This is a genomic window from Brevundimonas sp. DW-iso22, assembly GCF_058725425.1.
Genome location: NZ_JBZXEB010000002.1, coordinates 519,319 through 542,278, shown reverse-complemented (window position 1 = coordinate 542,278; position 22,960 = coordinate 519,319). Strand labels below are relative to the sequence as shown.

Genomic DNA, 22,960 nt, shown 5'->3' with positions numbered 1-22,960 from the left:
CGACAATTCACCTGTGACTATGGCGCGTAAACCTTAATGGCTGGCTACGGTGGTCCTGCGCTCCAGCAGCACGACCGGACTGCCTTTGTAGATAGCCTCGGCATAGGGAACGTAGCCCACACGCCGGGCCAGGGCGTGCGACGGGCCATTGGCGGGGTCGATCATGCAGACGGTGCGTGCGGTGTTCAGCGATCGGTCGCACCATCCCAGCGCCGCGCTGACAGCCTCGAACGCCAGCCCCTGTCCCTGAAACCTCGGTGCTACGCCCCAACCCAGTTCCGGCACGTCGAAGGCGGGCGTCATCAGGCGACGATGGTCCAGCACGCTGACATTGCCGATGTAGACGCCGTCGGCCGTTCGCCGCACCGACCAACTGCCATAGCCCCGAACCTGCCACTGCCCGATGTCGCGCAGCAGGCGGAACCAGACGTCCTCGGTATTCATGGCTTCGGGCAGGATGGCGGTGGCGAAGGCTGCGTCGCCCCAGAGAGCGCACAGGTCGTCATAATCATCCACGCTGACTGGCGTCAGGGTCAGCCTGGCTGAGGTCAGCACAGTCATGCGAACAGGGCACCGGCCCGCTCGATCCGGGTCGTGCCGTCGGCGGCGGTGACCGCATAGGTAAAGCCGGGCTGCAGGGCGAAGGCCCCGGCACGGCCCTGTTTGTCCAGGGCCAGCAGGGCCACCTGAGATGCGGCGACCTTGGTGCCGCGTAGCCGGGCCAGCCGTTCGATCACGCCGCGACAGGCGGCGGTGGGGTCCATTCCGTGGCGCATGGCCTCGACCACGGCATGGCTGCCGGCCACGCGGACCACATCCTCGCCGACACCGGTGGCGGTGGCCCCGCCGACCTCGTCATCGACATAGAGGCCCGCGCCGATCAGGGGGCTGTCGCCGACCCGGCCGCGCATCTTGAAGGCCATGCCCGAGGTGGTGCAGGCCCCGCCCATATGCCCGTCCGCCCCGATGGCGATCAGGCCGATGGTGTCATGGTTGCCCGGACCGCCCGGCCCCCTGAAATCTGGAGTGCTGCGCCAGTCGGTGTTCTCGCTGTTGATGCGCGGGGCGTATTCGGCGGTCTTCAGCCAGTCGCGCCAGGCGGCCTCGGCGCGCGGGGTCAGCAGGGTCTGGGTCGGAAAGCCTTGGTCGACGGCGAACGTCCGCGCCCCCTCGCCGACCAGCATGGTGTGCGGCGTCTTCTCCATCACCGCGCGGGCGACCGAGACGGCATGGACCACATCCTCCAGGGCGCAGACCGCCCCGATGTCGCCGTTCCAGCCCATGATGCAGGCATCCAGCGTCACCCGCCCGTCGCGGTCCGGCAGGCCGCCGAGGCCGACGGAGGAATTGCTCTCGTCCGCCTCGGCCACGCGACCGCCCGCCTCGACCATGTCCAGGGCCGAGCCGCCCGCCTGCCGCCGCGCGACTTCGGCGGCGCGGGTCGAGACGCCCAGAACCGTTCGGATGCTGTCGGGGATCAGGGCGTGGTCGAATGGCTCGTGCGTCGGCTGCTCTCCCCGTTTCACCATAGTCTGGGTGCCATAGATCTGTGGCTGGCCGATCTTCTGAAGGTAACGGTCCAGCGTCGCGGCCGCGAGCCAGGGCGACTCGGTCGAGCCTTCACCCAAGGCCGCCACAGCCAGGGTGTGGGCCATCAGATAGTCCTCGGCCGTATCGCCATGCTGATAGACCAGGGCGGCGGAATAGAAGTCCGTCGCGGTGCGCAATGCCCCTGCGTCCAGCAGGGCCTTCACCTGCTGGCGGCGCACGGTGTCCTCAGCGTAGATTCGCAGCGCCGCCTCTCGTCCGCCGGCCAGGATCGCGGCGACGTCCTGTCGTACGGCCTGATCCGCCGCATAGATCGCCGCCATGTCCGGATTGTCCGCGACCGGCTCCGGCTCCTGGGCCAGCGCGGGCCCAGCCAGCGTCAGTATCATCCCGACCGTCGCCAGAACCCGCTTCATCGACGCCACCCTGCAAACGCTTCGCCGAAACGATGCAGGCGCGCCGCCGGGACGCCAAATGAAATCCCGGTAAGGTGGCTCAGAACTTCGGTCTGAACAGTCCCGCCGGGCTGGCGCTGAACAGTTCGGCGCCGTCGTCCGTCACGCCGATGGTGTGCTCGCACTGGGACGACAGGGACTTGTCGCGGGTCACGGCGGTCCAGCCGTCGGACAGCACCTTCACGTGCGGCTTGCCCAGGTTCACCATCGGCTCGACGGTGAAGAACATGCCCTTCTTCAGCACCGCGCCCTCGCCACGACGGCCGTAGTGCAGGACGTTGGGGCTGTCGTGGAACAGCCGCCCGATGCCATGACCGCAGAAGTCGCGCACGACCGACATGCGATTGGCCTCCACCACCTGCTGGATGGCATAGCCGATGTCGCCGAAGGTGTTGCCCGGCTTGATCATGGCCAGGCCGGCGTCGAGCGAATCATAGGTCACGTCGATCAGCTTGCGCGCGCGGGCGTTGATTTCGCCGATCGGGTACATGCGGCTGGAGTCGCCATGCCAGCCATCGACGATGACGGTGTGGTCGATGTTGACGATATCGCCGTCCTTCAGCACCCGGTCGCCCGGAATGCCGTGACAGACGACATGATTGATCGAGGTGCAGACCGTCTTTTCATAGCCCTTGTAGCCCAGACAGGCGGGCAGGGCCCCGTGGTCCAGCGTAAAGGTGCGGATCCGGTCGTCGATCTCCTGCGTCGTCACGCCGGGCACGGCGAACTCGGTGATCATGTCCAGCGCCTGGGCGACCAGCTTGCCGGCCGCGCGCATGCCCTCCCAGGCCTCCTCGTCCTGATGGACGCGGATCTCGTGGGTGCGGACGAAGGCGTCCTCGTCCAGTTCGGGGGTCTCGTACATGCGTGCAGGCTTTCAGGCGGGGTCGGCGATCAGGTGGGGAGCATAGCACAGATGCTCAAGGCGAGACGATGACGTGCGGGCCGGATGCGCCTATCTGCATCAGATGAGCAACGCTTCCCCCACCGCCGCCGTCCTGATCATCGGCGATGAAGTCCTGTCCGGGCGGACACAGGACACCAATCTGAACACCATCGCCCGGTTCCTGGGCGCGCTGGGCATCGACCTCTTGGAAGCCCGCACTGTCGGGGACCGGACGGAGCAGATCGTCGACAGCCTGAATGCCCTCAGGTCCACCCACGACTATGTCTTCACCACCGGCGGCATCGGGCCGACGCACGACGACATCACCGCCGATGCCGTGGCCAGTGCCTTTGGCGTGGCCCTGCCGGAGCATCCGGACGCGGTGGCGATCCTGGAAAAGCGCTATGGCCCGGGCGAGTTCAATGCGGCGCGGCGGCGAATGGCGCGGGTGCCGGAGGGCGGCAGCCTGATCGCCAATCCCGTCACGGATGCGCCGGGCTTCCAGATCGGCAATGTCTTTGTCATGGCGGGGGTGCCGAAGATCATGACGGCCATGCTGGAGGATGTGGCTCCGCGCCTGCGCACCGGGGCGGTCGTGCATGCGCGGACGGTGCGGGTGTCGGGTGTGGGCGAAGGGACGATCGCGGACATGCTGGGCGCGGCGGCGAAAGCCAATCGGGAACTCAGCTATGGCAGCTACCCGTTCGGCCACGGCTCGGTGGGAGAGATCGGGACCAATCTGGTTATCCGCGGGCGAGACGCGGCAGCGGTCGAACTGGCGGTCAATAGCCTGCTGGCCGATCTGGCCACGGCGGGCATCGAGGCCCGGGTGATCACGGCCTAGGCCGCCAGTTTCGCCCAGGCTTGACCGATCGGCAGGATCTCCAGCCCCGCGCTCTTGGCGGCGCGCAGCACACGATCCAGATCGTCCGGGGTGCAGCCATAGTCCGTGGGCCGGTCCGAGACGTCGTGGCCATAGGCGGTCAGCCAGCCGTTCGATGACGCCGCCTCGGCCATCATCGCCTCCAGATCGTAGTGTGGCAGGCGGCGGTTCTCCAGGCCGATTGACTTGATCAGGCCCCGGTCCTCGCGCCCCGCATTGACCCCGTCACGCACCCCGCGCCCCAGGGCGAAGCGGCTTCGGATGATCCGCTTGGCCGCCAGCGTCGCATCCCCGAACGGATAGGCGAAGGTGGTCATGCGATGACCGTCCAGCCGCGCGGCCACCCAGGCGGCATTGGCCTCAAGGCTCAGCCGCATCGCCTCGGCATCCATGCGCAGCACGCTGGTGTGGCCGAAGGTATGGCAGCCGACCTCATGTCCCGCCGCATGCAGGGCCTGCAGATGCTCGGTGCGAAACTGCGGCCGCTCCATGTTCCAGCCGCTCTCCAGCCCGCCACAGACATAGTAGGTGGCCAGAACGCCATGCTCGGCCAGGATGGGCCCGGCCTCGGTCCAGGCCGTCTCGGGGATGTCGTCGAAACTCAGCGAGAAGACGCCCTTCGCCGGCGCGATGGTCACGGCGTCGATATCGAGATAGCGGGCGGCCCTGCGCCGCATCTGGTCGATGGCCTTCATGGATGCGGTTCTAGCCGCCCTCGCTTAAGGAAGCGTATGGCCTCGGCTTGCCGCGCAAAGGCCCGCCGTCTAGGGTCCGCGCCTCTCATTTTGCGACTGCGAACAGCCACCCGTGACCACCGAACCTCTCGCCTTCCAGGACCTGATCCTGACCCTCCACAAATACTGGGGCGATCAGGGCTGCGCGATCCTGCAGCCTTATGACATCGAGGTCGGGGCCGGCACCCTGCACCCGGCGACGGTGCTTCGCGCACTCGGTCCGCGCCCGTGGAAGGCCGCCTATGTCCAGCCCAGCCGCCGCCCCGGCGACGGGCGCTATGGCGAAAACCCCAACCGGCTGCAGCACTATTACCAATATCAGGTCATCCTGAAGCCCAACCCGGACAACCTTCAGGAGCTGTATCTCGGTTCGCTGGCGGCGATCGGCATCGATCCAAAACTGCACGACATCCGCTTCGTCGAGGACGACTGGGAGAACCCCACCGTGGGTGCCTGGGGGCTGGGCTGGGAGGTCTGGTGCGACGGCATGGAGGTGACGCAGTTCACCTATTTCCAGGGCGTCGGCGGCATCGAGGTGGACGTCGTTTCGGGCGAACTGACCTACGGGGTGGAGCGCCTGGCCATGTACGTCCAGGGCGTGGACAACGTCTATGATCTGAAGTTCACCAAGGAGGGCCTGACCTATGGCGAAGTCTTCCTGGAAAACGAGCGCCAGCAGTCGGAAGCCAACTTCCACGGCTATGACGTCGACGGGCTGAAGCGCCGGTTCGAGGACATGGTGGCCGAGGTTTCGCGCTTCCTTGAGATGAAGGGCCCGCAGGATCAGGCTCTGGTCCTGCCCGCCTATGACCAGGTGCTGAAGGCGTCGCACCTGTTCAACCTGATGGACGCGCGCGGGGCCATCGCCGTCGCCGAACGCCAGAGCTACATCGGACGGATCCGGGACCTGTGTAAGGCCTGTGCCGTCGCCTATGTCGACCAAGAGCGGAAAACCGCCTGATGCCCCAACTTCTCATAGAACTGTTCTCCGAAGAAATCCCCGCGCGCATGCAGGCGGGGGCGGCGCGTGATCTGGAGCGGATGGCGGCCGAGAGGCTGAAGGCGGCGGGTCTCGCTTACGAGGCCCTGACTACCTATGCCGGCCCGCGGCGTCTGACGCTGGTAGTCGAGGGGCTGCCGTCGGCGACGCCGGACCGGTCCGAAGAGGTCAAGGGCCCGCGCACCTCGGCCCCCGATCAGGCGCTGGACGGCTTCCTGCGCAAGACCGGCCTGGCGAAGGATCAGCTGACCGAGCGTGACGGCGTCTGGTTCGGTGTCCTGTCGTCCACGGGCCAGGCGACCACGGCCATCATCCCCGACATGGTCGACCAGATCGTGCGCGGCTTCCCTTGGCCCAAGTCGATGCGCTGGGGGTCCGGGACCCTGCGCTGGGTGCGACCGCTGAAGCGGATCGTGGCCCTGTTCGACGGGGCGGTGGTTCCGTTCGAGATCGACGGCATCCACAGCGGCGACACGACCGAGGGCCACCGCTTCCTGGGTTCCGGCGAGCCGTTCACGGTCAGGGACTTCGCCCACTATCGCGCCAAGCTGGAGCGCGAATTCGTCCTGCTGGATGTGGCCGACCGCAAGCTGCGCATACTCGACGGGGCCAAGGCCGCCTGCGCCGCGCGGGGTCTCGCGCTGGTCGATGACGACGGCCTGCTGGACGAAGTGGCGGGGCTGGCCGAATGGCCGACGCCGATCCTGGGCGACATGGATCCGCAGTTCCTGGACCTGCCGCCCGAGGTGGTGCGCCTGTCGATGAAGGTGCACCAGAAGTATTTCGCCGTCCGTGACCCGGCCACGCACAAGCTGGCACCCAACTTCCTGGTGGTCGCCAATGTCGAGGCGTCCGATGGCGGCCAGGCCCTGGCCGCCGGCAACAGCCGGGTCCTGAGCGCGCGCCTGAACGACGCCCGCTTCTTCTGGGACGAGGACCTGAAGGTCGGCTTCGACGCCTGGAACGACAAGCTGAAAGGCGTGACCTTCCACGCCAAGCTGGGCACGCTGCACGACCGGGTCGAGCGCATCGCCGCCCTAGCCCGCGAAATCGCGCCCCTAGTGGATGCCGACCCCGATCAGGCCGAGGCCGCCGCCCGTCTGGCCAAGGCCGATCTGGCCAGCGGCATGGTCGGCGAGTTCCCGGAACTGCAGGGCGTGATGGGCGGGTATTATGCGCGCGCCTTCGGCCATCCCGACACCGTCGCCGACGCCATCCGCGATCACTACAAGCCCCAGGGCCCCGCCGACACCGTGCCGACCGCGCCGCTGACCGTGGCGGTCGCCCTGGCCGACAAGCTGGACATCCTGGTTGGCTTCTTCGCCATCGGGGAGACACCGACGGGCTCCAAGGATCCGTTTGCGCTTAGACGTGCCGCATTAGGGGTGATCCGATTACTAACAGACACCGGCTCTCGGATTGGACTTCGATCTGCGATCAACGCTGCGGTGGATTCCGGAATTCTGGGCGAACTCGGAGTGATCGAAAAGCTCGCGTCGCTCGAGGAAGGGCAACACGCTCAGGCACGAGAGCTATTGGAGCTCCACGGCCTTCCTCACATGCGAACGATCTCGGCGGCTACCGGCTTAACATCCCAGGTCAACCTTTGGCCGATGGCTTTCCCCTTCGCGAGCTTCAACCGACGAGCGTTTGATTACGCGTTTCGCGACAATCGGATTTTTGGCGGAAAGTACGATCTTATCGACAAGGGGGATCAACTCCTCGCCTTCTTCGCCGACCGCCTGAAAGTCCTCCTCCGCGATCAGGGCAAGCGTCACGATCTCGTCGATGCCGTCTTCGCGCTGGGCGACGACGACCTGGTCCGCATCGTGCGGCGCGTCGAGGCGCTGGACGGGTTCCTGAGCACCGACGACGGGGCCAATCTGTTGGCGGGCTACAAGCGGGCGTCGAACATCCTGCGGGCCGAGGCCAAGAAGGGCGACGTGCCCACCGGCATGGTCCAGACCGGCCTGCCCGGCCAGCCCGAGGAAGAGGTCGCCCTGGCCTTTGCCGTCGGGGCCGCCGGCACGGCGGTGGATGCGGCGCTGGAAACCGAGGACTTCGCCGCCGCCATGACCGCGCTGGCAGGCCTGCGCGGACCTGTCGACGCCTTCTTCGACAAGGTGCTGGTCAACTCCGACGTGGCCGAGGAGCGGGACAACCGCCTGAAGCTGCTGGGCCAGGTGCGCGACGTCATGGGCCGGGTCGCCGACTTCGGACAGGTGGGCGGCTAACACCGCCCCCCACATGACCCACCCCCTGCTCACGCGCCGCGCGTCGGTCTTTGCCCTGGCGACACTGTGCTGCCTGCTGTGGGGCAGTGCCTATCCGGCGGTGAAGGCAGGATATGCGATGCTGGACATCGCGCCGGCGGACATGGCCAGTCAGCTGTTGTTCGCGGGGTGGCGGTTCCTGCTGGCGGGGGTGATCCTGCTGGGCGTCACCGTGGCGATGCGAAAGCCGATCCTGAAGGTGACGGGCTCGCAGGCGCGCCAGCTGGTGCTGCTGGGGCTGTTCCAGACCACGTTGCAATACGTCTTCTTTTACATCGGCCTGGCGCATGTGACGGGGGTCAAGGCGTCGATCCTGAATGCGACCGGCACCTTCTTCAGCGTGGTGCTGGCCCATTTCATCTACTCCAACGACCGCTTGAGCCACCGCAAGGTCTGGGGCTGCATCGTCGGCTTTCTGGGCGTGCTGGTCGTCAATCTGGGCCGGGGCGGGTTCGGCCTGGACGTCACCCTGCTGGGCGAGGGCTTCATCATCGGCGCCGCCTTCGTGCTGGCCGCGGGGTCCATCTATGGCAAGCGGATTTCGCAGGGTCTGGACCCCATGGTCATGACCGGCTGGCAGCTGGCGCTGGGCGGGGCGGTGCTGGTGGCGATCGGCCTGATCGGCGGCGGTCATCTGGGGGCGTTCGACCTCGGTTCGGGGGTCTTGCTGCTTTATATGGCCCTGCTGTCCGCCTTCGCCTTTGCGACCTGGAGCCTGCTGCTGAAGCACAATCCGGTGGGGATGCTGGCGGCGTTCAACTTCCTGATCCCGGTCTTCGGCGTGGCCCTGTCCAGCCTGTTCCTGGGGGAGAGCGTGATGCGCTGGACTTATGGGGCGTCGCTGGTGTTGGTCTGCGTGGGCATCTGGCTGGTGACGCGGCCGCAGAAGGTTCTAGGTTTCAGGGGCTAGGTTCCAGGGAAAGGCTGCATGCTCGAGTGTCGTCCCTGGAACCTACCCGGCTGATCCATAAACACCGCATCCAGCCCATAGGCCGCGAACCGCGCCAGCCGCTCGTGCAGCCGACCATGTTCCGCCGGGTCTGATCCGATCCTGTCGCCCGTAGGCAGGAAGGCGTTTTCGGCGCGGAAGGTCCAGGCGGAGACCTTGAGCCGCGCCGCCTGAGCGTCGGCGATCAGGACCGTCGGGGCACCCGGCTCCGGTTCGATCAGGGCGGTATCGACCCCGATCCACTCGGCATAGGTGGCGATCTCGGCCAGTCCCTGCGGCGTGGTCATGGCGTCGTAGCTGAGGGCCGGACCGTCCGCCGGCTCGCCGCTCGCCGCGATCAGTTGCAGCAGGGGCGTTTCAATCCGCTCATTGAGCCGACGAAGTGTCCCGACCTCGAAACACTGGACGATGACCGGGGCCTCCGCCCCCGTCAGCCCGTGCCGTTCCAGCACAGCCACAAAGGGGTCTTCCATCGGCAGGCCAATGCCGGCGAAATACGACGGATGCTTCAGCTCCGGCACCACGCCGATGATCCGCCCCGTCCGGGCGCCGGCATCCCGCGCGATCTCCAGCACCTGTTCGAAACTCAGGATCGGCTCCACGTCGTCGAAGGCCGTGTTCTCGGGCCGCAGCTCCGGCAGGCGTTCGCGCGCGTACAGCGTCTGCAACTCGGCCCAGGTGAAGTCCTCGGTGAACCAGCCGGTGACGCTGTCGCCGTCGATGATCTTCGTCGCGCGCCGATCCGCGAATTCTGGTCGATGGGCGACGTCGGTGGTGCCGCCGATCTCGTTCTCGTGCCGCACGATCAGGACGCCGTCGCGGCTCATGACCAGGTCCGGCTCGATCATGTCCGCCCCCTGTTCGATGGCCCGCTCATAGGCCATGCGCGTATGCTCCGGCCGCTCTCCGGATGCGCCGCGATGGGCAATTATCAGTGGCGATTGGGCCAGGGCCGGGCTTCCGATCAGCAGCAGGACGGTCGCCAGAATGAGCCGGATCATCCGCAAAGGGTAGGGGCGGCCCGTGACGGTTTCATTGCGCCACAGATGCCCCGCCTCAGGCCCCCAGAATCCAGCCTTCTTCCTGCTCGACCTGGGCGATCAGGTCGTCGGAAGCCCCCTTCGGCGGGGCGAAGGCCTTTTCCAGATCGCCGGCTTCATCCAGCTTTGCGAAATGCTCTGCTGTGACGCGGACCTGCGCCTGATCCTTGAATTCGCCGGGGTTCGGTGTCGCGTCCCACATCGACGGATAGACCTCGGCCACCAGGGCAGACAGCGGCTCGAGGTCGTCGGTGCCCAAGGCCCGCCAGCCGGTGCCGAAGGGCCAGACGGCGCCTGACGGTCCCAGCTTCTCCAGCAAACGGCGCACGGCTGGAATGCCGACCAGGGTCTGGCCGCCGACGGCCCCGGCTCCGTGCATCTGCCAGTTGGACTTGGGTTGCAGGCGACCCTTGCGGATCGCGTTCTCGGTCGCGCGGAACTCGGTGATGTCGGCCCCGGCACCTGCGGGCGGCTTGGTCGTGGTCAGCCAGCGCTGGGCCTGTTTGGCCGGCGCGCCCCAGAAGGGCCAGGCCTCGTCGGTCATCAGCCGGTTCATCTTGGCCGCGACCTGATAGCGGTTATTGGTGTTGTCAGCCTTGTCGACGATGTTGCCGGCCAGGAATTTCCACAGCGCGGACCAGGCGGGCGTGTCCTTCAGGCCCAGTCGCGCCGCCGTGCCCGCCGGATAGCCCAGCGAGAAGTCGAAGCCGACCAGCACCCGGTCGCCGCGCTTCCTGTGGTCGGCCAGAAGGGAGGCCAGCAGGGCCTCGCCTTCGGCGCGCGTGGCGACATTGTGCGTCTCGGAATACAGGCGGAAGCGCACGTCGCGCTTGGCCACCCCTATCCAGACGGAGTTGTCGCCCAGCTTCTTGCCCTCGGCGGCAGTCCAGTCAGCGATGATATAGGCGTCGAACAGGCGGGCCACGGTGGGCTCCTAAAAGGCTGGGCGTAAACAGGATGCGGGCTTCTAGCCCATTTTGGCGCGGGGGCTAATCGTGCTGCGCCCAAAAAAAGCGTTTCGGCGTTCGTTCAGACCGCAGGCGCACCGCGCAACTGGATCAGGGGGATGATGATGTCTTCCTCGTCGTCCAGATGGCGCAGCAGGGGACGGGCCGCACCCGCGATCCGGTCGCCGAGGCGATGGGCATGATCGGCGGCGTCGAGGGCCTTGCCGGCCACAGCCTGGTGGAAGGCCATGCCGTCGCGGAACATGGCCTCCAGCGTTTCGTGGACGGCGTCATGGTCGCGGTCCAGCAGGTCGATGCCCCGGTCGATCCGGGGCTCCATCGCACGCAGGGCCGGAAAATAGTGGCCACTCTCGACGCGGTGGTGGCCGTCCAGATGCTGCAGGAAGCCTTGCAGGGCGGGGATCAGCTGCCGGTGCAGGGCAATCAGGTCGCCGTCTGTCCGCCACCGGTCGACCAGATCGTCCATGTGTCGCTGATGGTCGCGAAAGCCGTCGTGCATCTGAAGCCAGAAGGCCGCGGTCTGATCCAGTTCGCTGCGCACCCAGCGATCGCGCGGAAAGCCCTCGACCAGATAGCGCATCTCGGACGGCAGGCCCGGGCGAACGCCCAGCGCCCAGGCATCTTCGGCGGGATCAGACAATGGCGGTCGTGGTCTTGATGAAGCCGCCGCCCAGCAGGCGGTCGGGATCGGCGGGGTCGTACAGGGCGCAGGCCTGGCCCGGCGCGACGCCTTCCTCGCCCTGGTCGAAGGTCACGGCCACCACGCCGTCCGTCATGGACAGGCGGGCAGGCGACGGCGGGCGGGTCGAGCGCACGCGGGCAAGTACGGCCGCACCGGCTTCAGCCGCAGCCCGCATGGAGGCCTCGTCACCCAGCCAGTTGGTTTCGTCCAGCGTCAGAGACGCGGTCAGCAGGGCTTCGCGCGGGCCGACGATGACGTGACGTTTCGCCGGGTCCAGCCGGGTCACGAACAGCGGCTCGCCCACCGCGACGTTCAGACCGCGACGCTGGCCGATGGTGTAGTCGGTGATGCCCGCATGGTTGCCCAGGACGCGACCGTCCATGTGCACGATCTCGCCCGCCTCGCGCCCCTGCGGCCTCAGCTTGTCGATCAGGGTGCGGTAGTCGCCGTTGGGCACGAAACAGATGTCCTGGCTATCCGGCTTGGCCGCGATCCGCAGGCCCAGCGCCGCCGCCACGCCGCGCACCTGGGGCTTCTCCAGATCGGCCAGGGGAAACCGGAGGTAGTCCAACTGGTCGCGGGTCGTGGCGAACAGAAAGTAGGACTGGTCGCGCGAATGATCGACCGCCTTCCTCATCTGGGCGCGGCCATCTGTGACGGATCGGCGGACATAGTGGCCCGTCGCCATCGCCTCAGCCCCCAGGTCGCGGGCGACGTCCAGCAAGTCGCGGAACTTGACCGTCTGGTTGCAGCGGATGCACGGCACCGGCGTCTGGCCGGCCAGATAGCTGTCGGCGAACTGGTCGATCACCGCGTCGCGGAACTTGGATTCATAGTCGAGGACATAGTGAGGGATACCCAGCATCTCGGCGGCTAAGCGGGCGTCGTGAATGTCCTGACCGGCGCAGCAGGCCCCCTTCTTCTTGAGGGCCGCACCGTGGTCATAGAGCTGCAGCGTCACCCCGACGACGTCATAGCCTGCCTTGTGCAGCAGGGCCGCCACCACGGTGGAATCCACACCGCCCGACATGGCCGCCACGACGCGCGAACCGACCGGCAGGCCGACCGCCGCGCGCGCGGCCTCAATCGCCGCATCCATGTCGTCCTGCGACGACACGGGGGCGATGTCGGGGATCGGGCAAAGGTCCTCGGTCAGGGTCATGGCCGCTATCTAGGCCTTGAACGGCGCGATTTCGAGGCCTGAGCGTGGACGCACGTCAAAACGACAACGGCCGCCCCTGTTGTCAGGAGCGGCCGCTGGCCGTCGGGGGAGAGAGATCGGGCCGATGATCAGTCGTCGCGGCCGTAATGCTGGATGCGGGTCGTGCGCAGGCCCTGCATGCCCCATTTGTCGATGGCCTTCTGCCAGGCCAGGAACTCCTCGGCCGTCAGACGGTAGCGGGCCAGGGCGTCCTCCAGGCTGATCAGGCCACCGCGCACGGCGGCGACCACTTCGGCCTTGCGGCGGATGACCCAGCGGTCTGTATGTGGCGGTGGCAGGTCGCGCAGGGTCAGCGGCGTGCCCGTGGGACCCACGACATACTGTTCACCCTGGGTATTAAGACGTCGCTCTTGCAACATGGGCTTTTGCCTCATTCACCACCACACTGAGCAGGCAAGGTAGCGCGACCCACCTAAGGGCCGTTTAAGCGTCGTGGTGAAGGGAATCCTAAAATCCCCTCCGTCCACCCGCCTGGTTTTCGTCGATCGGTCCATGCGCCGTTCCCCCCGTTCAGGCCTTTATCAGCGCTTGATGTTGATCAGTTCGGCCAGCATTTCGTCGGCCGTGGTGATGATCTTGGACGAGGCGGAATAGGCCCGCTGGGTGGTGATCAGGCCGGTGAACTCGGCCGACAGGTCCACGGTGGAGGCCTCCAGCTGCGAGGCGCCGATGAAGCCTGCGCCGCCCGTGCCGGCCGTCTTAAGGTTGAAGGTGCCCGAGCCGCGGCTGACGCGGTAGGCGTTACCGTCCTCGACCGTCAGATTGTCCGGGCTGGCGAAGGTGGCGATGGCGACCTGGGCGATGCGGCGCGTCACGCTGTTGTCGAAGATGGCGGTGACGAAGCCTTCCTTGTCGATCTCGATGCTGGCCAGGTTGCCGAAGGCGGTGCCGTTGGTGTTCACCGACTGGACGGCCGAGGCGCTGCTGTACTGGGTCAGACCGCCGGCGGAGGCATTCAGCGCCAGATTGATCGGCTGGGCCGCGATGCCCAGGCCGGTCGCCCATTTTACGGTACCGGGCGCGGCGGCCGAATCCGAGGCCCCGATGCTCAGGGTGGCGGCGTTCAGGTCGGGGAACAGGGCATTGGCACCGAGGGCTGCGGTGGCAACGGGGTCCAGACGCCCGTCCTGGGTGAATACGATCCGACCGCTCTTGATCAGGCCATTGGCCCCACCTTCAATGTCGGACGCGGGCACGGCGTGGATTTCGGCATACCATTCGTTGGGGTTGACGCCCTTCAGGAACGACAGGGCCACCGTCCGCTGGCCACCCTTGGAGTCCGAGACCGGGATCGACATGGTGAAGTCGGGCTTCACGCCCACCCCCGTGTCCGGGTCATACATCGCCATGGAGTTGGTGGCCGGATCGTAGGCGTCGGCCCCTGCTGGAACGGTGGAAGCGGCGGTCGCCTCGGCCGAGATGGCCTGGCTTGACTGCAGGTTGGCGTTCAGCTGGGCGCGGGTGGTGGCCTCGGCGGCGCCGCCGACCGAGCCGATGTTGATCGACTGCAGGCGGTTGATGTCCGACGGGTCGGTGGCGATGTTGCCCTCGGAATCCACCGGCCAGCCCTGCAGATACAGGCCCGCCGTATTCTTCAGAAAGCCGAAGTCGTCAGGCGTGAAGGCCCCCGCGCGGGTGAACAGGCGCGCATCGATCGGCGTCAGGTTCTCGGGCTTTTCCGTCACGACGAAGAAGCCCTGGCCAGCGATGCCCAGGTCGGTACTGGAGGTCGTGCGCTGCAGCTGACCGCCCTGCGAGGTGTAGTGGCGGGTATTGGCGATAACGCCGCCGGCGGAATAGCCGGTGCCGGCGGACTGGCCGTTGATGACGGTCTGGAACTCGCTGGTCGTACGCTTGTAGCCGACCGTGTTCACGTTCGCGATGTTCTGCGAGATCGAGGCCAGGGCGGCGGCGTTGGCGGACAGGCCGGAAACACCGGCCCACAGGGCGCTATTCAGAGACATGGCTCGGGTCCTTTACGAAAACAGTTTGAGGGGGTTCAGCGCCGAGGCGATGGAGGCCAGCAGGCCGTCCTCGCTGTCGTCGTTCGCTGGTGTCGGAGTGGAGGTGGCCGTCCGGTTTTCTTCCAGGGCGATCACGGTGGAGAGAGGCAGGATGGAGTTGCCGACGGTCAGATAGGCCTCACCGTTGTACATCTCGACGCCGGTGATCCGGCCGCGGGTCAGGACCTGGCTGTCGACGGTGCCGCCGGTCGCATTGTTGGCGGTGATCTTCAGCGTATAGACGCCGCCCTCGGTGGCGTTGACGCCGCTGGTGGTCTTGCCGTCCCAGGTGAAGTCGTGGACGCCGGTGGACTTGTCGGGAGCCGTGCCTTCCCAGACCACCTTGCCCTGGGCGTCCAGCACCTGAAGCTTGGCGTCGGTGGCGGTGTTGGCCAGCTCATAGCTCCAGGTCGCCTTGCCGTCGGTCAGCTTGGTCGCGGCCCAGGCGGCGGTTGCGTCCTTGCCGATGTAGTTGGCCGCATTGGCCAGGCTGCCGCCGCCCTGACCGGCGACCAGGGATTTCAGCAGGTCGTTGGTCAGCAGCTGCTGCTCCACGCCCGCCATCTGGGTCAGCTGGGCCGTGAACTGATTGGAATCCACGGGCGACAGCGGGTCCTGATTCTTCAACTGGGACGTCAGCAGCGTCAGGAAGGTCTCGAAGTTCGAGGCCAGCATGGTCGAACCGGAGTTGATCCGGGTCGTCGCGGTATTGGTGCTGATGGAATCGACCATCGGTTAAACCTTCAAATCCACGCCCGAGGGCGAGAGGGACAGCGACATCCAGCGCGGCGGCTGGGCCACATCGATTTCGGCATTCAGGCGAGAGGCGGCGGAGAAGGCGCGGTTCTGGCGCTGATTGTCGTTGTGATCGGATGAGCCCCGGTCAAAGGCGCTGGAGCCGCTGTCGCGCTCGGCGAATTCGAAGGCGTCGTCGGGCACGTGGAAGCCCGCGTCCTGAAGCTGACGACGCAGTTCGTCGGCCCGGCCGCGCAGATCGGCGGCGGCGGCCGGGTTGTCGAAGGCCATGCGGGCGGCGAGCCGACCCTCGGCATCGATCTCCAGCTTGACGTCCACCCGGCCGAGGTCGTCGGGCGTCAGGGCCATCTCGAACCGGGTCGACCGGCCATCCAGCTTGCGGATGATCTGGGCCGCGATCTGGGCCGTGGCGTCGATGCTGGCGCGCGACAGGGTCGACAGGCTGGCGTCATGGCTGACGGCGGCCTCGGCCTGCGACTTGGCGGTATCGAGCGAGGCTGTGGCCCCATCGGTATTCAGGTCGCCGGAAAGATCGGCCTGAGCTGTCAGTGCGGCAGACGCAGGCGGCAGCGCGGCAGCGTCGGCGGTGGCCTTGCCGAGCGTCGGTGCTGAGGTCGCAGAGGCGGATGATGCGTTGGCGGTGGCGGTCGCGCCGTCGGCAGACACCTTGGCCTCGCTCCCTTCGCGGGTCAGTCCGTCATGGGTGCGGCCCGTACGTTCGGACGCGGGTTTCAGTGGGGCCGGTGCGGGCGGCTGGACCTGGGGAACCGGTGGTGTCGTCGCGGCGGCCTTCTCGGCGGCGGCGGGCGGCAGGGTCTGGGCGTCGTCGGTAGCGGCCTCGGAGGCTGCGGCCAGCAAGGCGGCTTCAGCAGCGTCGGCGGCGGTCACGTCTGGCAGGACAACCGGCGCGGTCGATGTCGGAGCAGCTGTCGACGCCGTTGCAACGACGGGCGTGGGCCCGACGGGCAAGGGCATGACGGGGGGCTGATCGTCGGTGTTCGCGCCAGTGCCAGACGCTGATGGATCAGTTTCCACAGCGGGGCCGGGGAAGGTGAGGGCGACGTCCGTTGCCTTGGTGTCGTCAGTCTCGTCCGTCGGGGCGGGGGGCTGGGTCTGGATGGTGCCTGTCGGGTCGATCAGGGTGCCGGGTGTGCTGCTGTCCAGGGCGATCAGCTTGTTCGTGGCCCTGGCTGTGTCACGTGGCGGCAGGGTGGTGGGATGCGGCGGGACGCTGTCGTCAGTGCCGCCCTCGCCCGCTCCGACATCGGACAGCAGGCCGCCAAAGATCGACGCATCGGCATCGCCCGCCGCCTGCACAGGCAATGGAGCGGAGGGCGCGATCAGGTTGAGGACGGCGGTGGCTGACATGAGACCGTGACGGCTCGCGGTGAAGCGAGAGGACGAGGGCGCCTGCTGCGCCGGACATTCGGCAGCTCCGCCGCAAGTCGCGGGCCAACTTCGCTCGCCCCTCCAAGCCACTGTTTCTTAATAACAAAATCCACGTCTTGCTGTCGGCGTGACTCAGCTGGCTGTGATCAAACTTGCCGCGTGGTGACGGTATTTGCCCGGTAGGCAGGGCGATTCACGCCGCCTGTCCGTCTGGCCCGCAGCTTGCGCACCTGATCAGCCATGACCCAGGCGCGAAACACGATCTTGCGTAATATCAGTGACTTGACGGGATCGCCCGCGTACGCCGCCGGGCAAAAAGCGCAGGTGGCATGGCAGGCTTTGCCGGGTGCCGCCCGTGACGGAGGGCTGTTCGCATGACCCTGAACGCCATCATGAACACGGCCAGCAGTGGCCTGTCGGCGGCCCAGACCCAGTTGCGGGTGATCTCGGACAACGTCTCCAACGTCAATACGCCGGGTTATGTCCGCAAGATCGCCGATCAGAAGACCCTGACGGGCACAGGCATCGGCTCGGGCGTCGAGATCGCGCGCATACGCCTGGCCACCGACACCTTCCTGCAGGCGGCCAGCATGAAGGCAGGCGCTGAATCTGCCCGCCAGACCGTGCGCTATGAACTATACGACCGGATCCAGTCGCTGTTCGGCGACCCCGGTGGCGACAACGGCTTCTTTTCCCAGATCGACAGCCTGTTCTCGGCCTTTGCGGCCAGCGGTGAGAACCCGACGTCCTCGCCCAGCCGCCAGGACGCCTTGTTCAAGACCCAGGCCCTGTTCGACGAGGCCGGGCGGATCAGCAAACAGATCGATGCGGTCCGCCAGGACGCCGACGCTCGCATCCTCAGCGCGGTGGAAAAGGCCAATAGTCTGCTGGAGCAGATCGAGGGGCTGAACCTGGAAATCGCCCGTGCCTCGGCGACCAAGGGCGATTCCTCCGGTGCCCAGAGCGCCCAGTCGGCTCTGCTGGGCGAACTGTCCAAGCTGATGGATGTCCAGATCACCCAGCGCCCGATCGGCGGGGTCACCGTGCGCACGAATGGCGGGGCCATGCTGGCCGGCCAGGGCGTGGGCAAGATCAGCTATAATCCGACGGGCACGGTCACCAGCACCAGCGCCTTCAACGAAATCTATGTGACTGAACCCAGCGGCCAGAAGCGGGCCCTGCTGGACGGCATCACCTCGGGCGAGATCAAGGGCCTGGTCGAGCTGCGCGACGTCGATGCGCCCGCCGCCGCCGCCCGGCTGGCCGAACTGGTCAGCCATGTCGCCGACGAGCTGAACCGCGCGCACAATGCCAATACCGCCGTGCCGGCACCCAACCGACTGACCGGGCGCAATGTCGGCCAGTCGCTGGAGACGGCGCTGACCGGCTTCACCGGCCAGACGACGATCGCGGTGGTGAATGCTTCGGGCGTGATCCAGAGCCGCGCCGACATCGTCTTCTCGGGCGCGACCATGACGGTCAACGGCGTGGCGGCGGACCCGACCACCTTCCTGGCCACGCTGAACAGCCAGCTGGGCGGGGCGACGGCCAGCTTCGTCGACGGCAAGCTGAGCATCCAGGCCCCGGCGGGCAGCGGCATCTCCATCGCCGATCCGGCGGGTGCCGCCTCGAACAAGGCGGGGCGGGGTTTCTCACACTATTTCGGCCTGAACGATCTGGTCTCCACTGACACCCCGGCCATCTATGACACCGGCCTGACCGCCGCCTCGGCCCACGGGTTCACCGCTGGCGAGACCATGAGCTTCCGCTTCACCGACGAACGGGGCGCGCGCATCCGCGACATCGAGGTGGCCGTCCCCGCAGGCGGCACCGTCGGCGATCTGATCACGGCCCTGAACGATCCGATCACGGGCGTCGGTCGCTACGGCAGCTTCAGCCTGGGGCCTGACGGGGCGCTGAGCTACACGGGCGCAGGCAATCCGTCGCCAAGCATGAGCGTCCTGGACGACCGGACGAGCCAGGTCCCGTCGGGCGTCTCGGTCTCGGCCCTGTTCGGGATCGGGGAGGGGACGCGGGCCTCGCGTGCCGACAGCTTCACCATCCGCTCCGACATCCGCACCAGCCCGGCCAATCTGGCGCTGGCCCAGCTGAACCTGGGCGCGGCCGCAGGCTCGGCGGCCCTGACCAGTGGCGACGGACGCGGGGCCCTGTTGCTGGCCGACGCCGGTCAGCGCACCAGTGCCTTCCAGTCGGCGGGCGGGTCGATGTCGGTGTCGCGCTATGCGTCCGAACTGGCCGGCGATATCGGCGGCAAGGCCGCAGCTGCCAAGACCCGGGCCCAGACAGCCGACGCCCTGGCCAATGAAGCCAGCGCCCGGCAGATTTCGCAGGAGGGCGTCAACCTGGACGAGGAACTGGTGCTGATGACCACCTATCAGCAGGCCTTTAACGCCTCGGCCCGCATGATCCAGGCCGCCAAGGACATGTACGACACGCTGCTGGGGATGGTCTGATGAACCGCGTTGCCACCTTTGGAAACTATCAGTCGGCCCTGCTGAATCTGATGAACACCCAGATGAAGGCCAACGACGCCCAGGAACGGGTGTCGACCCAGAAGAACGCCACCGATCTGGTCGGCTTCGGACGCCAGTCGGAGACTCTGACGGCGCTGAAGGGCTCGTCGGCGCGATTGCAGGGGTTTCTCGATACGTCCAACTCGGTCGCCGCGCGCCTGACGTCGCAGGATCTGGCGATGAACCGCGTCGGCGAAGGTACCGAAGGCATCCGCTCGGCCCTGGGCAATGCCATCGCGGCCGACACCAGTGTGGGCCTGATGACCGAGCTGGAGGGCCTGTTCCAGTCGGTGCGCGGCGGCCTGAACACCAAGCATCAGGGCAACTATCTGTTCGCCGGCTCATCGGTGGATGTGGAGCCGCTGGCCGCCGAAACGATGTCGGACCTGACCACGGGTCCGCTCGCCGCCCAGTTCCGCAACGACAGCCTGAAGACCGCCAGCCGCGTGGCCGAGGGCACCACGCTGGAGACCGGTGTTCTGGCCAGTGACCTGGGCACCGACACCCTGGCCATCCTGAGCGACATCCAGGCCTTTCACGAGGGGCCGCAAGGTCCGCTCAGCGGCAAGCTAACGGAGCCGCAGAAGACCTTTCTGACCAGCCAGCTGAACTTGCTGGAACAGGCGGGCAAGGCCGTGACGGAAAAGACCGCCATGACCGGGGCCCAGGCCAATCAGGTCGACACCCTGATCGCCAGCCACAAGGATCAGATCGCCTCTCTGGATGGTCTGGTCGCAGACCGCACCGACGCGGACATGCTGAAGGCCGTGACCGATCTGCAGCTCTCGCAGGTCGCCATCCAGGCCTCGGCCCAGGTGATCAGCCAGCTGCGCCAGTCGACCCTGCTCAACTATCTGAGCTGACGCGACAATTCGTTCCACGGCCACGCTGGACGTCACAGCAGTATTGGAACATACCATGAACAATGGCGCAGCTCGATCTCAAGCGGAAACTGTCGATCCTGGCTGATGCGGCCAAATATGATGCCAGTTGCGCCTCGTCGGGGACCAGCAAGCGCGACTCCATGGGCGGCAAGGGCATTGGCTCGACCGAGGGCATGGGTATTTGCCACGCCTATACGCCGGACGGTCGGTGCGTGAGCTTGCTCAAGATCCTGCTGACCAACTTCTGCATCTACGACTGCGTCTACTGCATCAACCGGGCGTCCTCGAATGTGCAGCGGGCGCGGTTCGACGTCGATGAGGTCGTGTCCCTGACCCTGAACTTCTACAAGCGGAACTATATCGAAGGCCTGTTCCTGTCGTCGGGCATCATCCGCTCCGGCGACTATACGATGGAACAGCTGGTCCTGGTGGCCAAGACGCTGCGGATCGACCACGGCTTTCGCGGCTACATCCATCTGAAGCTGATCCCCGAGGCCGATCCCCGCCTGATCGAGGAGGCGGCACTGTATGCCGACCGGCTGTCGGCCAATATCGAACTGCCGCGCGACGAGGCCCTTCATCGGCTGGCACCCCAGAAAGATGTCGCCGTCATCAAGAAGGCGATGAGCCAGGTGCGTCTGGGCGTCGAAGCTGCGAAGCCGTCGAAGAAGGACCGCATAAAGCCGCCGAAGTTCGCGCCCGCGGGCCAGTCGACCCAGCTGATCGTCGGGGCGGACGGGGCACCGGACACGGAGATCATCGACCGGTCGGCGTCGCTTTATGGCGGCTATGGCCTGCGCCGCGTCTACTATTCCGCCTTTTCGCCCATACCGGATGCGTCCAGCGTCCTGCCCCTGACCAAGCCGCCGCTGATGCGTGAGCATCGGCTGTACCAGGCCGACTGGCTGATGCGGTTCTATGGCTTTTCGCCGCCCGAGATCGGCGAGGCGACCGTGGACGGAATGCTCGATTTGGCGATCGATCCCAAGCTGGCCTGGGCCCTGAACAGTCGGGCGCAGTTCCCGGTCGATGTGAATACCGCCCCGCGCGAAATGCTGCTGCGGGTGCCCGGCCTGGGCGTGAAGTCGGTCAACCGGATCGTCCAGGTCCGGCGCTGGCGCACCCTGCGGCTGGAGGATATCGGGCGGCTGTGCCGGGGCATCGACAAGGTCCGGCCCTTCATCACGGCCCTGGACTGGACGCCGGGCGGCCTGACCGATGCCGCCGATCTGCGGGCACGCCTGACCCCGGTCGAGAAGCCGGTGCAACTGAGCCTGTTCTGATGCGGGTCGCGACCCTGGCCAGCGAGATCGACTTCGACGGCTGGCGCAAGGCCGCGCGCGCCTTCCGGCTGGAGGGGGTCGAGCCGTCGCAGGCGCGGTTTGTGGTGGCGGGCAGTGAGGATCAGGTCGGGCTGTTCGACGCTGGCCCGTCGCCAACCGCACCGGCAACCAGGTCTGTGTCTGAGTTCGCCGTTCCAAAGGCCTTCGTCGATCTGGCCCAGGCGGTGATCCTGCATCGCTCTGCCGATCGGTTTGACCTGCTGTATCGCTTGCTCTGGCGACTGCGCGACGAGCCGGATCTGATGAAAGTGGTCACCGACATCGATGTCGCCGACGCCTTCGAGCGCGCCAAGAATGTCAGCCGGGCCAGCCACAAGATGAAGGCCTTCGTCCGCTTTCGCGAGGTTCAGGACGAGCAGGGCGAGGCCTGGGTCGCCTGGTTCGAGCCGGCCCATCGGGTGCTGGAGCGTACCGCCCCCTTCTTCATGCGGCGGTTCACGACCATGCGGTGGTCCATTCTGACGCCTGACGGCTGTGCCTTCTGGGATGGTCAAGCCCTGACATTCGGGCCGCCCGCCACGCGCGACATGGCCCCGACCGAGGACGAGATCGAGGAGTTCTGGAAGACCTACTATGCCTCGACCTTCAATCCGGCGCGTCTGAAGACCGGCACCATGCAGGGCGAGATGCCCAAACGGTACTGGAAGAACCTGCCGGAGGCGGCTTTGATTCCAGAACTGATCGCCCAGGCTGCGGTTCGGGAAGACAGAATGGTCGCCGCGCCCGCATCCATGCCAAACCCGCGCCTGGCCCAGACGCTGTCGCCGATCGTCCGCAAGGGCGAAGTGGCCGAAGACTATGTGCCGACATCGCTCGACGACCTGAACCGCGCCGTTCAGGGCTGTCGCCGCTGTCCGCTGTGGCGCGATGCGACGCAAGGCGTGTGCGGGGTGGGCGCCACCGCAGCGCCCCTGATGATCGTCGGTGAACAACCCGGCGATCAGGAGGACCTGGCCGGTCAGCCGTTTGTCGGTCCCGCCGGTCAGGTGCTGAACAGTGCGCTGGACGAAGTCGGCATCGACCGCGATCAGGCCTTCGTCACCAATGCCGTCAAGCATTTCAAGCATGAGCCGCGCGGCAAGCGCCGCCTGCACAAGACGCCTGTGGCCAGCGAGGTCACGGCCTGTCGCTGGTGGCTGGACAGCGAGCGGCGGCTGGTCAGGCCGCGCCTGATCTTGGCCCTGGGCGCGACGGCGGCGCTGGGTGTGCTGGGCCGCAAGGTCACGATCGGCAAGGAGCGCGGTCAGCCGATCGCGCTGGACGACGGCGTGACCCTGATGATCACGGCCCACCCTTCCTATCTGCTGCGGATTCCCGATGAGGCCGGGCGGGCGGCGGAGCGGGCGCGCTTCGTCGAGGATCTGGCGCGCGTCCGGACAGCCCTTTGAAACGTATGGTCGATTGTGGCTGA

Annotated in this window: 20 protein-coding genes; 8 read left to right on the top strand and 12 right to left on the bottom strand. The window is 66.8% G+C overall.

Annotated elements, in window-relative coordinates:
* Positions 1-33 precede the first annotated feature (33 nt).
* The 3 genes from AC4PRM_RS02605 to map form a co-directional block, all read right to left on the bottom strand.
* Complete coding sequence (locus AC4PRM_RS02605) at positions 34-561, bottom strand: GNAT family N-acetyltransferase (RefSeq protein ID WP_492038674.1); 528 nt, start codon at positions 559-561, stop codon at positions 34-36.
* Positions 558-1,964 carry an isoaspartyl peptidase/L-asparaginase gene (locus AC4PRM_RS02600; protein WP_492038673.1) on the bottom strand — a complete coding sequence of 469 codons (1,407 nt, stop codon included), beginning with the start codon at positions 1,962-1,964 and terminating at the stop codon, positions 558-560. Before AC4PRM_RS02600 ends, AC4PRM_RS02605 begins: the two co-directional genes overlap by 4 nt.
* Positions 1,965-2,043: 79 nt before the next feature.
* On the bottom strand, positions 2,044-2,868 hold the full coding sequence (gene map, locus AC4PRM_RS02595; protein WP_373255951.1) for a type I methionyl aminopeptidase: 825 nt from the start codon (positions 2,866-2,868) through the stop codon (positions 2,044-2,046).
* A gap of 103 nt (positions 2,869-2,971) precedes the next feature.
* Between map and AC4PRM_RS02590 the strand changes: the two genes are divergently transcribed.
* Positions 2,972-3,733, top strand: a complete 762-nt coding sequence (locus AC4PRM_RS02590; protein ID WP_492038820.1) for a competence/damage-inducible protein A — start codon at positions 2,972-2,974, stop codon at positions 3,731-3,733.
* Here the strand turns inward: AC4PRM_RS02590 and AC4PRM_RS02585 are convergent.
* Entirely contained in the window at positions 3,730-4,467 is a 738-nt protein-coding gene (locus tag AC4PRM_RS02585) for a polysaccharide deacetylase family protein (RefSeq protein ID WP_492038672.1), read from the bottom strand. The genes AC4PRM_RS02590 and AC4PRM_RS02585 overlap by 4 nt on opposite strands.
* A gap of 112 nt (positions 4,468-4,579) precedes the next feature.
* Between AC4PRM_RS02585 and AC4PRM_RS02580 the strand changes: the two genes are divergently transcribed.
* Genes AC4PRM_RS02580 through AC4PRM_RS02570 form a run of 3 tightly spaced genes read left to right on the top strand, consistent with a single transcriptional unit; the run spans position 4,580 to position 8,689 of the window.
* Positions 4,580-5,467, top strand: coding sequence for a glycine--tRNA ligase subunit alpha (locus AC4PRM_RS02580; RefSeq protein WP_492038671.1), 888 nt, complete (start codon positions 4,580-4,582; stop codon positions 5,465-5,467).
* A complete protein-coding gene (gene glyS / locus AC4PRM_RS02575) occupies positions 5,467-7,740 on the top strand; it encodes a glycine--tRNA ligase subunit beta (RefSeq protein ID WP_492038670.1) in 2,274 nt (757 codons plus the stop codon). Before AC4PRM_RS02580 ends, glyS begins: the two co-directional genes overlap by 1 nt.
* Before the next feature lie 13 nt (positions 7,741-7,753).
* Entirely contained in the window at positions 7,754-8,689 is a 936-nt protein-coding gene (locus AC4PRM_RS02570; protein ID WP_492038669.1) for a DMT family transporter, read from the top strand.
* Here the strand turns inward: AC4PRM_RS02570 and AC4PRM_RS02565 are convergent.
* The 8 genes from AC4PRM_RS02565 to AC4PRM_RS02530 form a co-directional block, all read right to left on the bottom strand.
* Positions 8,686-9,729 (bottom strand): glycerophosphodiester phosphodiesterase family protein, encoded by a 1,044-nt coding sequence (locus AC4PRM_RS02565; RefSeq protein ID WP_492038668.1) that lies wholly within the window; start codon positions 9,727-9,729, stop codon positions 8,686-8,688. The genes AC4PRM_RS02570 and AC4PRM_RS02565 overlap by 4 nt on opposite strands.
* Positions 9,730-9,784: 55 nt before the next feature.
* Entirely contained in the window at positions 9,785-10,693 is a 909-nt protein-coding gene (locus tag AC4PRM_RS02560; protein ID WP_492038667.1) for a cobalamin biosynthesis protein CbiG, read from the bottom strand.
* 104 nt (positions 10,694-10,797) lie between these two features.
* Positions 10,798-11,376, bottom strand: coding sequence for a hemerythrin domain-containing protein (locus AC4PRM_RS02555; RefSeq protein ID WP_492038666.1), 579 nt, complete (start codon positions 11,374-11,376; stop codon positions 10,798-10,800).
* The gene (gene mnmA, locus AC4PRM_RS02550; protein WP_492038665.1) at positions 11,369-12,580 is read right to left on the bottom strand and encodes a tRNA 2-thiouridine(34) synthase MnmA; all 1,212 of its coding nucleotides are present in this window, start codon (positions 12,578-12,580) and stop codon (positions 11,369-11,371) included. The genes AC4PRM_RS02555 and mnmA overlap by 8 nt, the downstream gene beginning before the upstream one ends.
* Positions 12,581-12,708: 128 nt before the next feature.
* Complete coding sequence (sciP, locus tag AC4PRM_RS02545; protein WP_292170909.1) at positions 12,709-12,999, bottom strand: CtrA inhibitor SciP; 291 nt, start codon at positions 12,997-12,999, stop codon at positions 12,709-12,711.
* Positions 13,000-13,161: 162 nt separating this feature from the next.
* Positions 13,162-14,604, bottom strand: a complete 1,443-nt coding sequence (gene flgE, locus AC4PRM_RS02540; protein ID WP_487922858.1) for a flagellar hook protein FlgE — start codon at positions 14,602-14,604, stop codon at positions 13,162-13,164.
* Between the two features lie 12 nt (positions 14,605-14,616).
* Positions 14,617-15,375 (bottom strand): flagellar hook assembly protein FlgD, encoded by a 759-nt coding sequence (locus tag AC4PRM_RS02535; protein WP_492038664.1) that lies wholly within the window; start codon positions 15,373-15,375, stop codon positions 14,617-14,619.
* 3 nt (positions 15,376-15,378) lie between these two features.
* The gene (locus AC4PRM_RS02530) at positions 15,379-16,767 is read right to left on the bottom strand and encodes a flagellar hook-length control protein FliK (protein ID WP_492038663.1); all 1,389 of its coding nucleotides are present in this window, start codon (positions 16,765-16,767) and stop codon (positions 15,379-15,381) included.
* Between the two features lie 395 nt (positions 16,768-17,162).
* Here AC4PRM_RS02530 and flgK point away from each other — a divergent pair, with 395 nt between their 5' ends.
* The 4 genes from flgK (at position 17,163) to AC4PRM_RS02510 (ending at position 22,937) form a co-directional block, all read left to right on the top strand.
* Positions 17,163-19,262 carry a flagellar hook-associated protein FlgK gene (gene flgK / locus AC4PRM_RS02525; protein WP_492038662.1) on the top strand — a complete coding sequence of 700 codons (2,100 nt, stop codon included), beginning with the start codon at positions 17,163-17,165 and terminating at the stop codon, positions 19,260-19,262.
* Positions 19,262-20,185, top strand: coding sequence for a flagellin (locus AC4PRM_RS02520; protein WP_492038661.1), 924 nt, complete (start codon positions 19,262-19,264; stop codon positions 20,183-20,185). The genes flgK and AC4PRM_RS02520 overlap by 1 nt, the downstream gene beginning before the upstream one ends.
* 62 nt (positions 20,186-20,247) lie before the next feature.
* On the top strand, positions 20,248-21,489 hold the full coding sequence (locus tag AC4PRM_RS02515) for a putative DNA modification/repair radical SAM protein (RefSeq protein ID WP_492038660.1): 1,242 nt from the start codon (positions 20,248-20,250) through the stop codon (positions 21,487-21,489).
* The gene (locus AC4PRM_RS02510) at positions 21,489-22,937 is read left to right on the top strand and encodes a UdgX family uracil-DNA binding protein (protein WP_492038659.1); all 1,449 of its coding nucleotides are present in this window, start codon (positions 21,489-21,491) and stop codon (positions 22,935-22,937) included. The genes AC4PRM_RS02515 and AC4PRM_RS02510 overlap by 1 nt, the downstream gene beginning before the upstream one ends.
* The last annotated feature ends 23 nt before the right edge of the window (positions 22,938-22,960 follow it).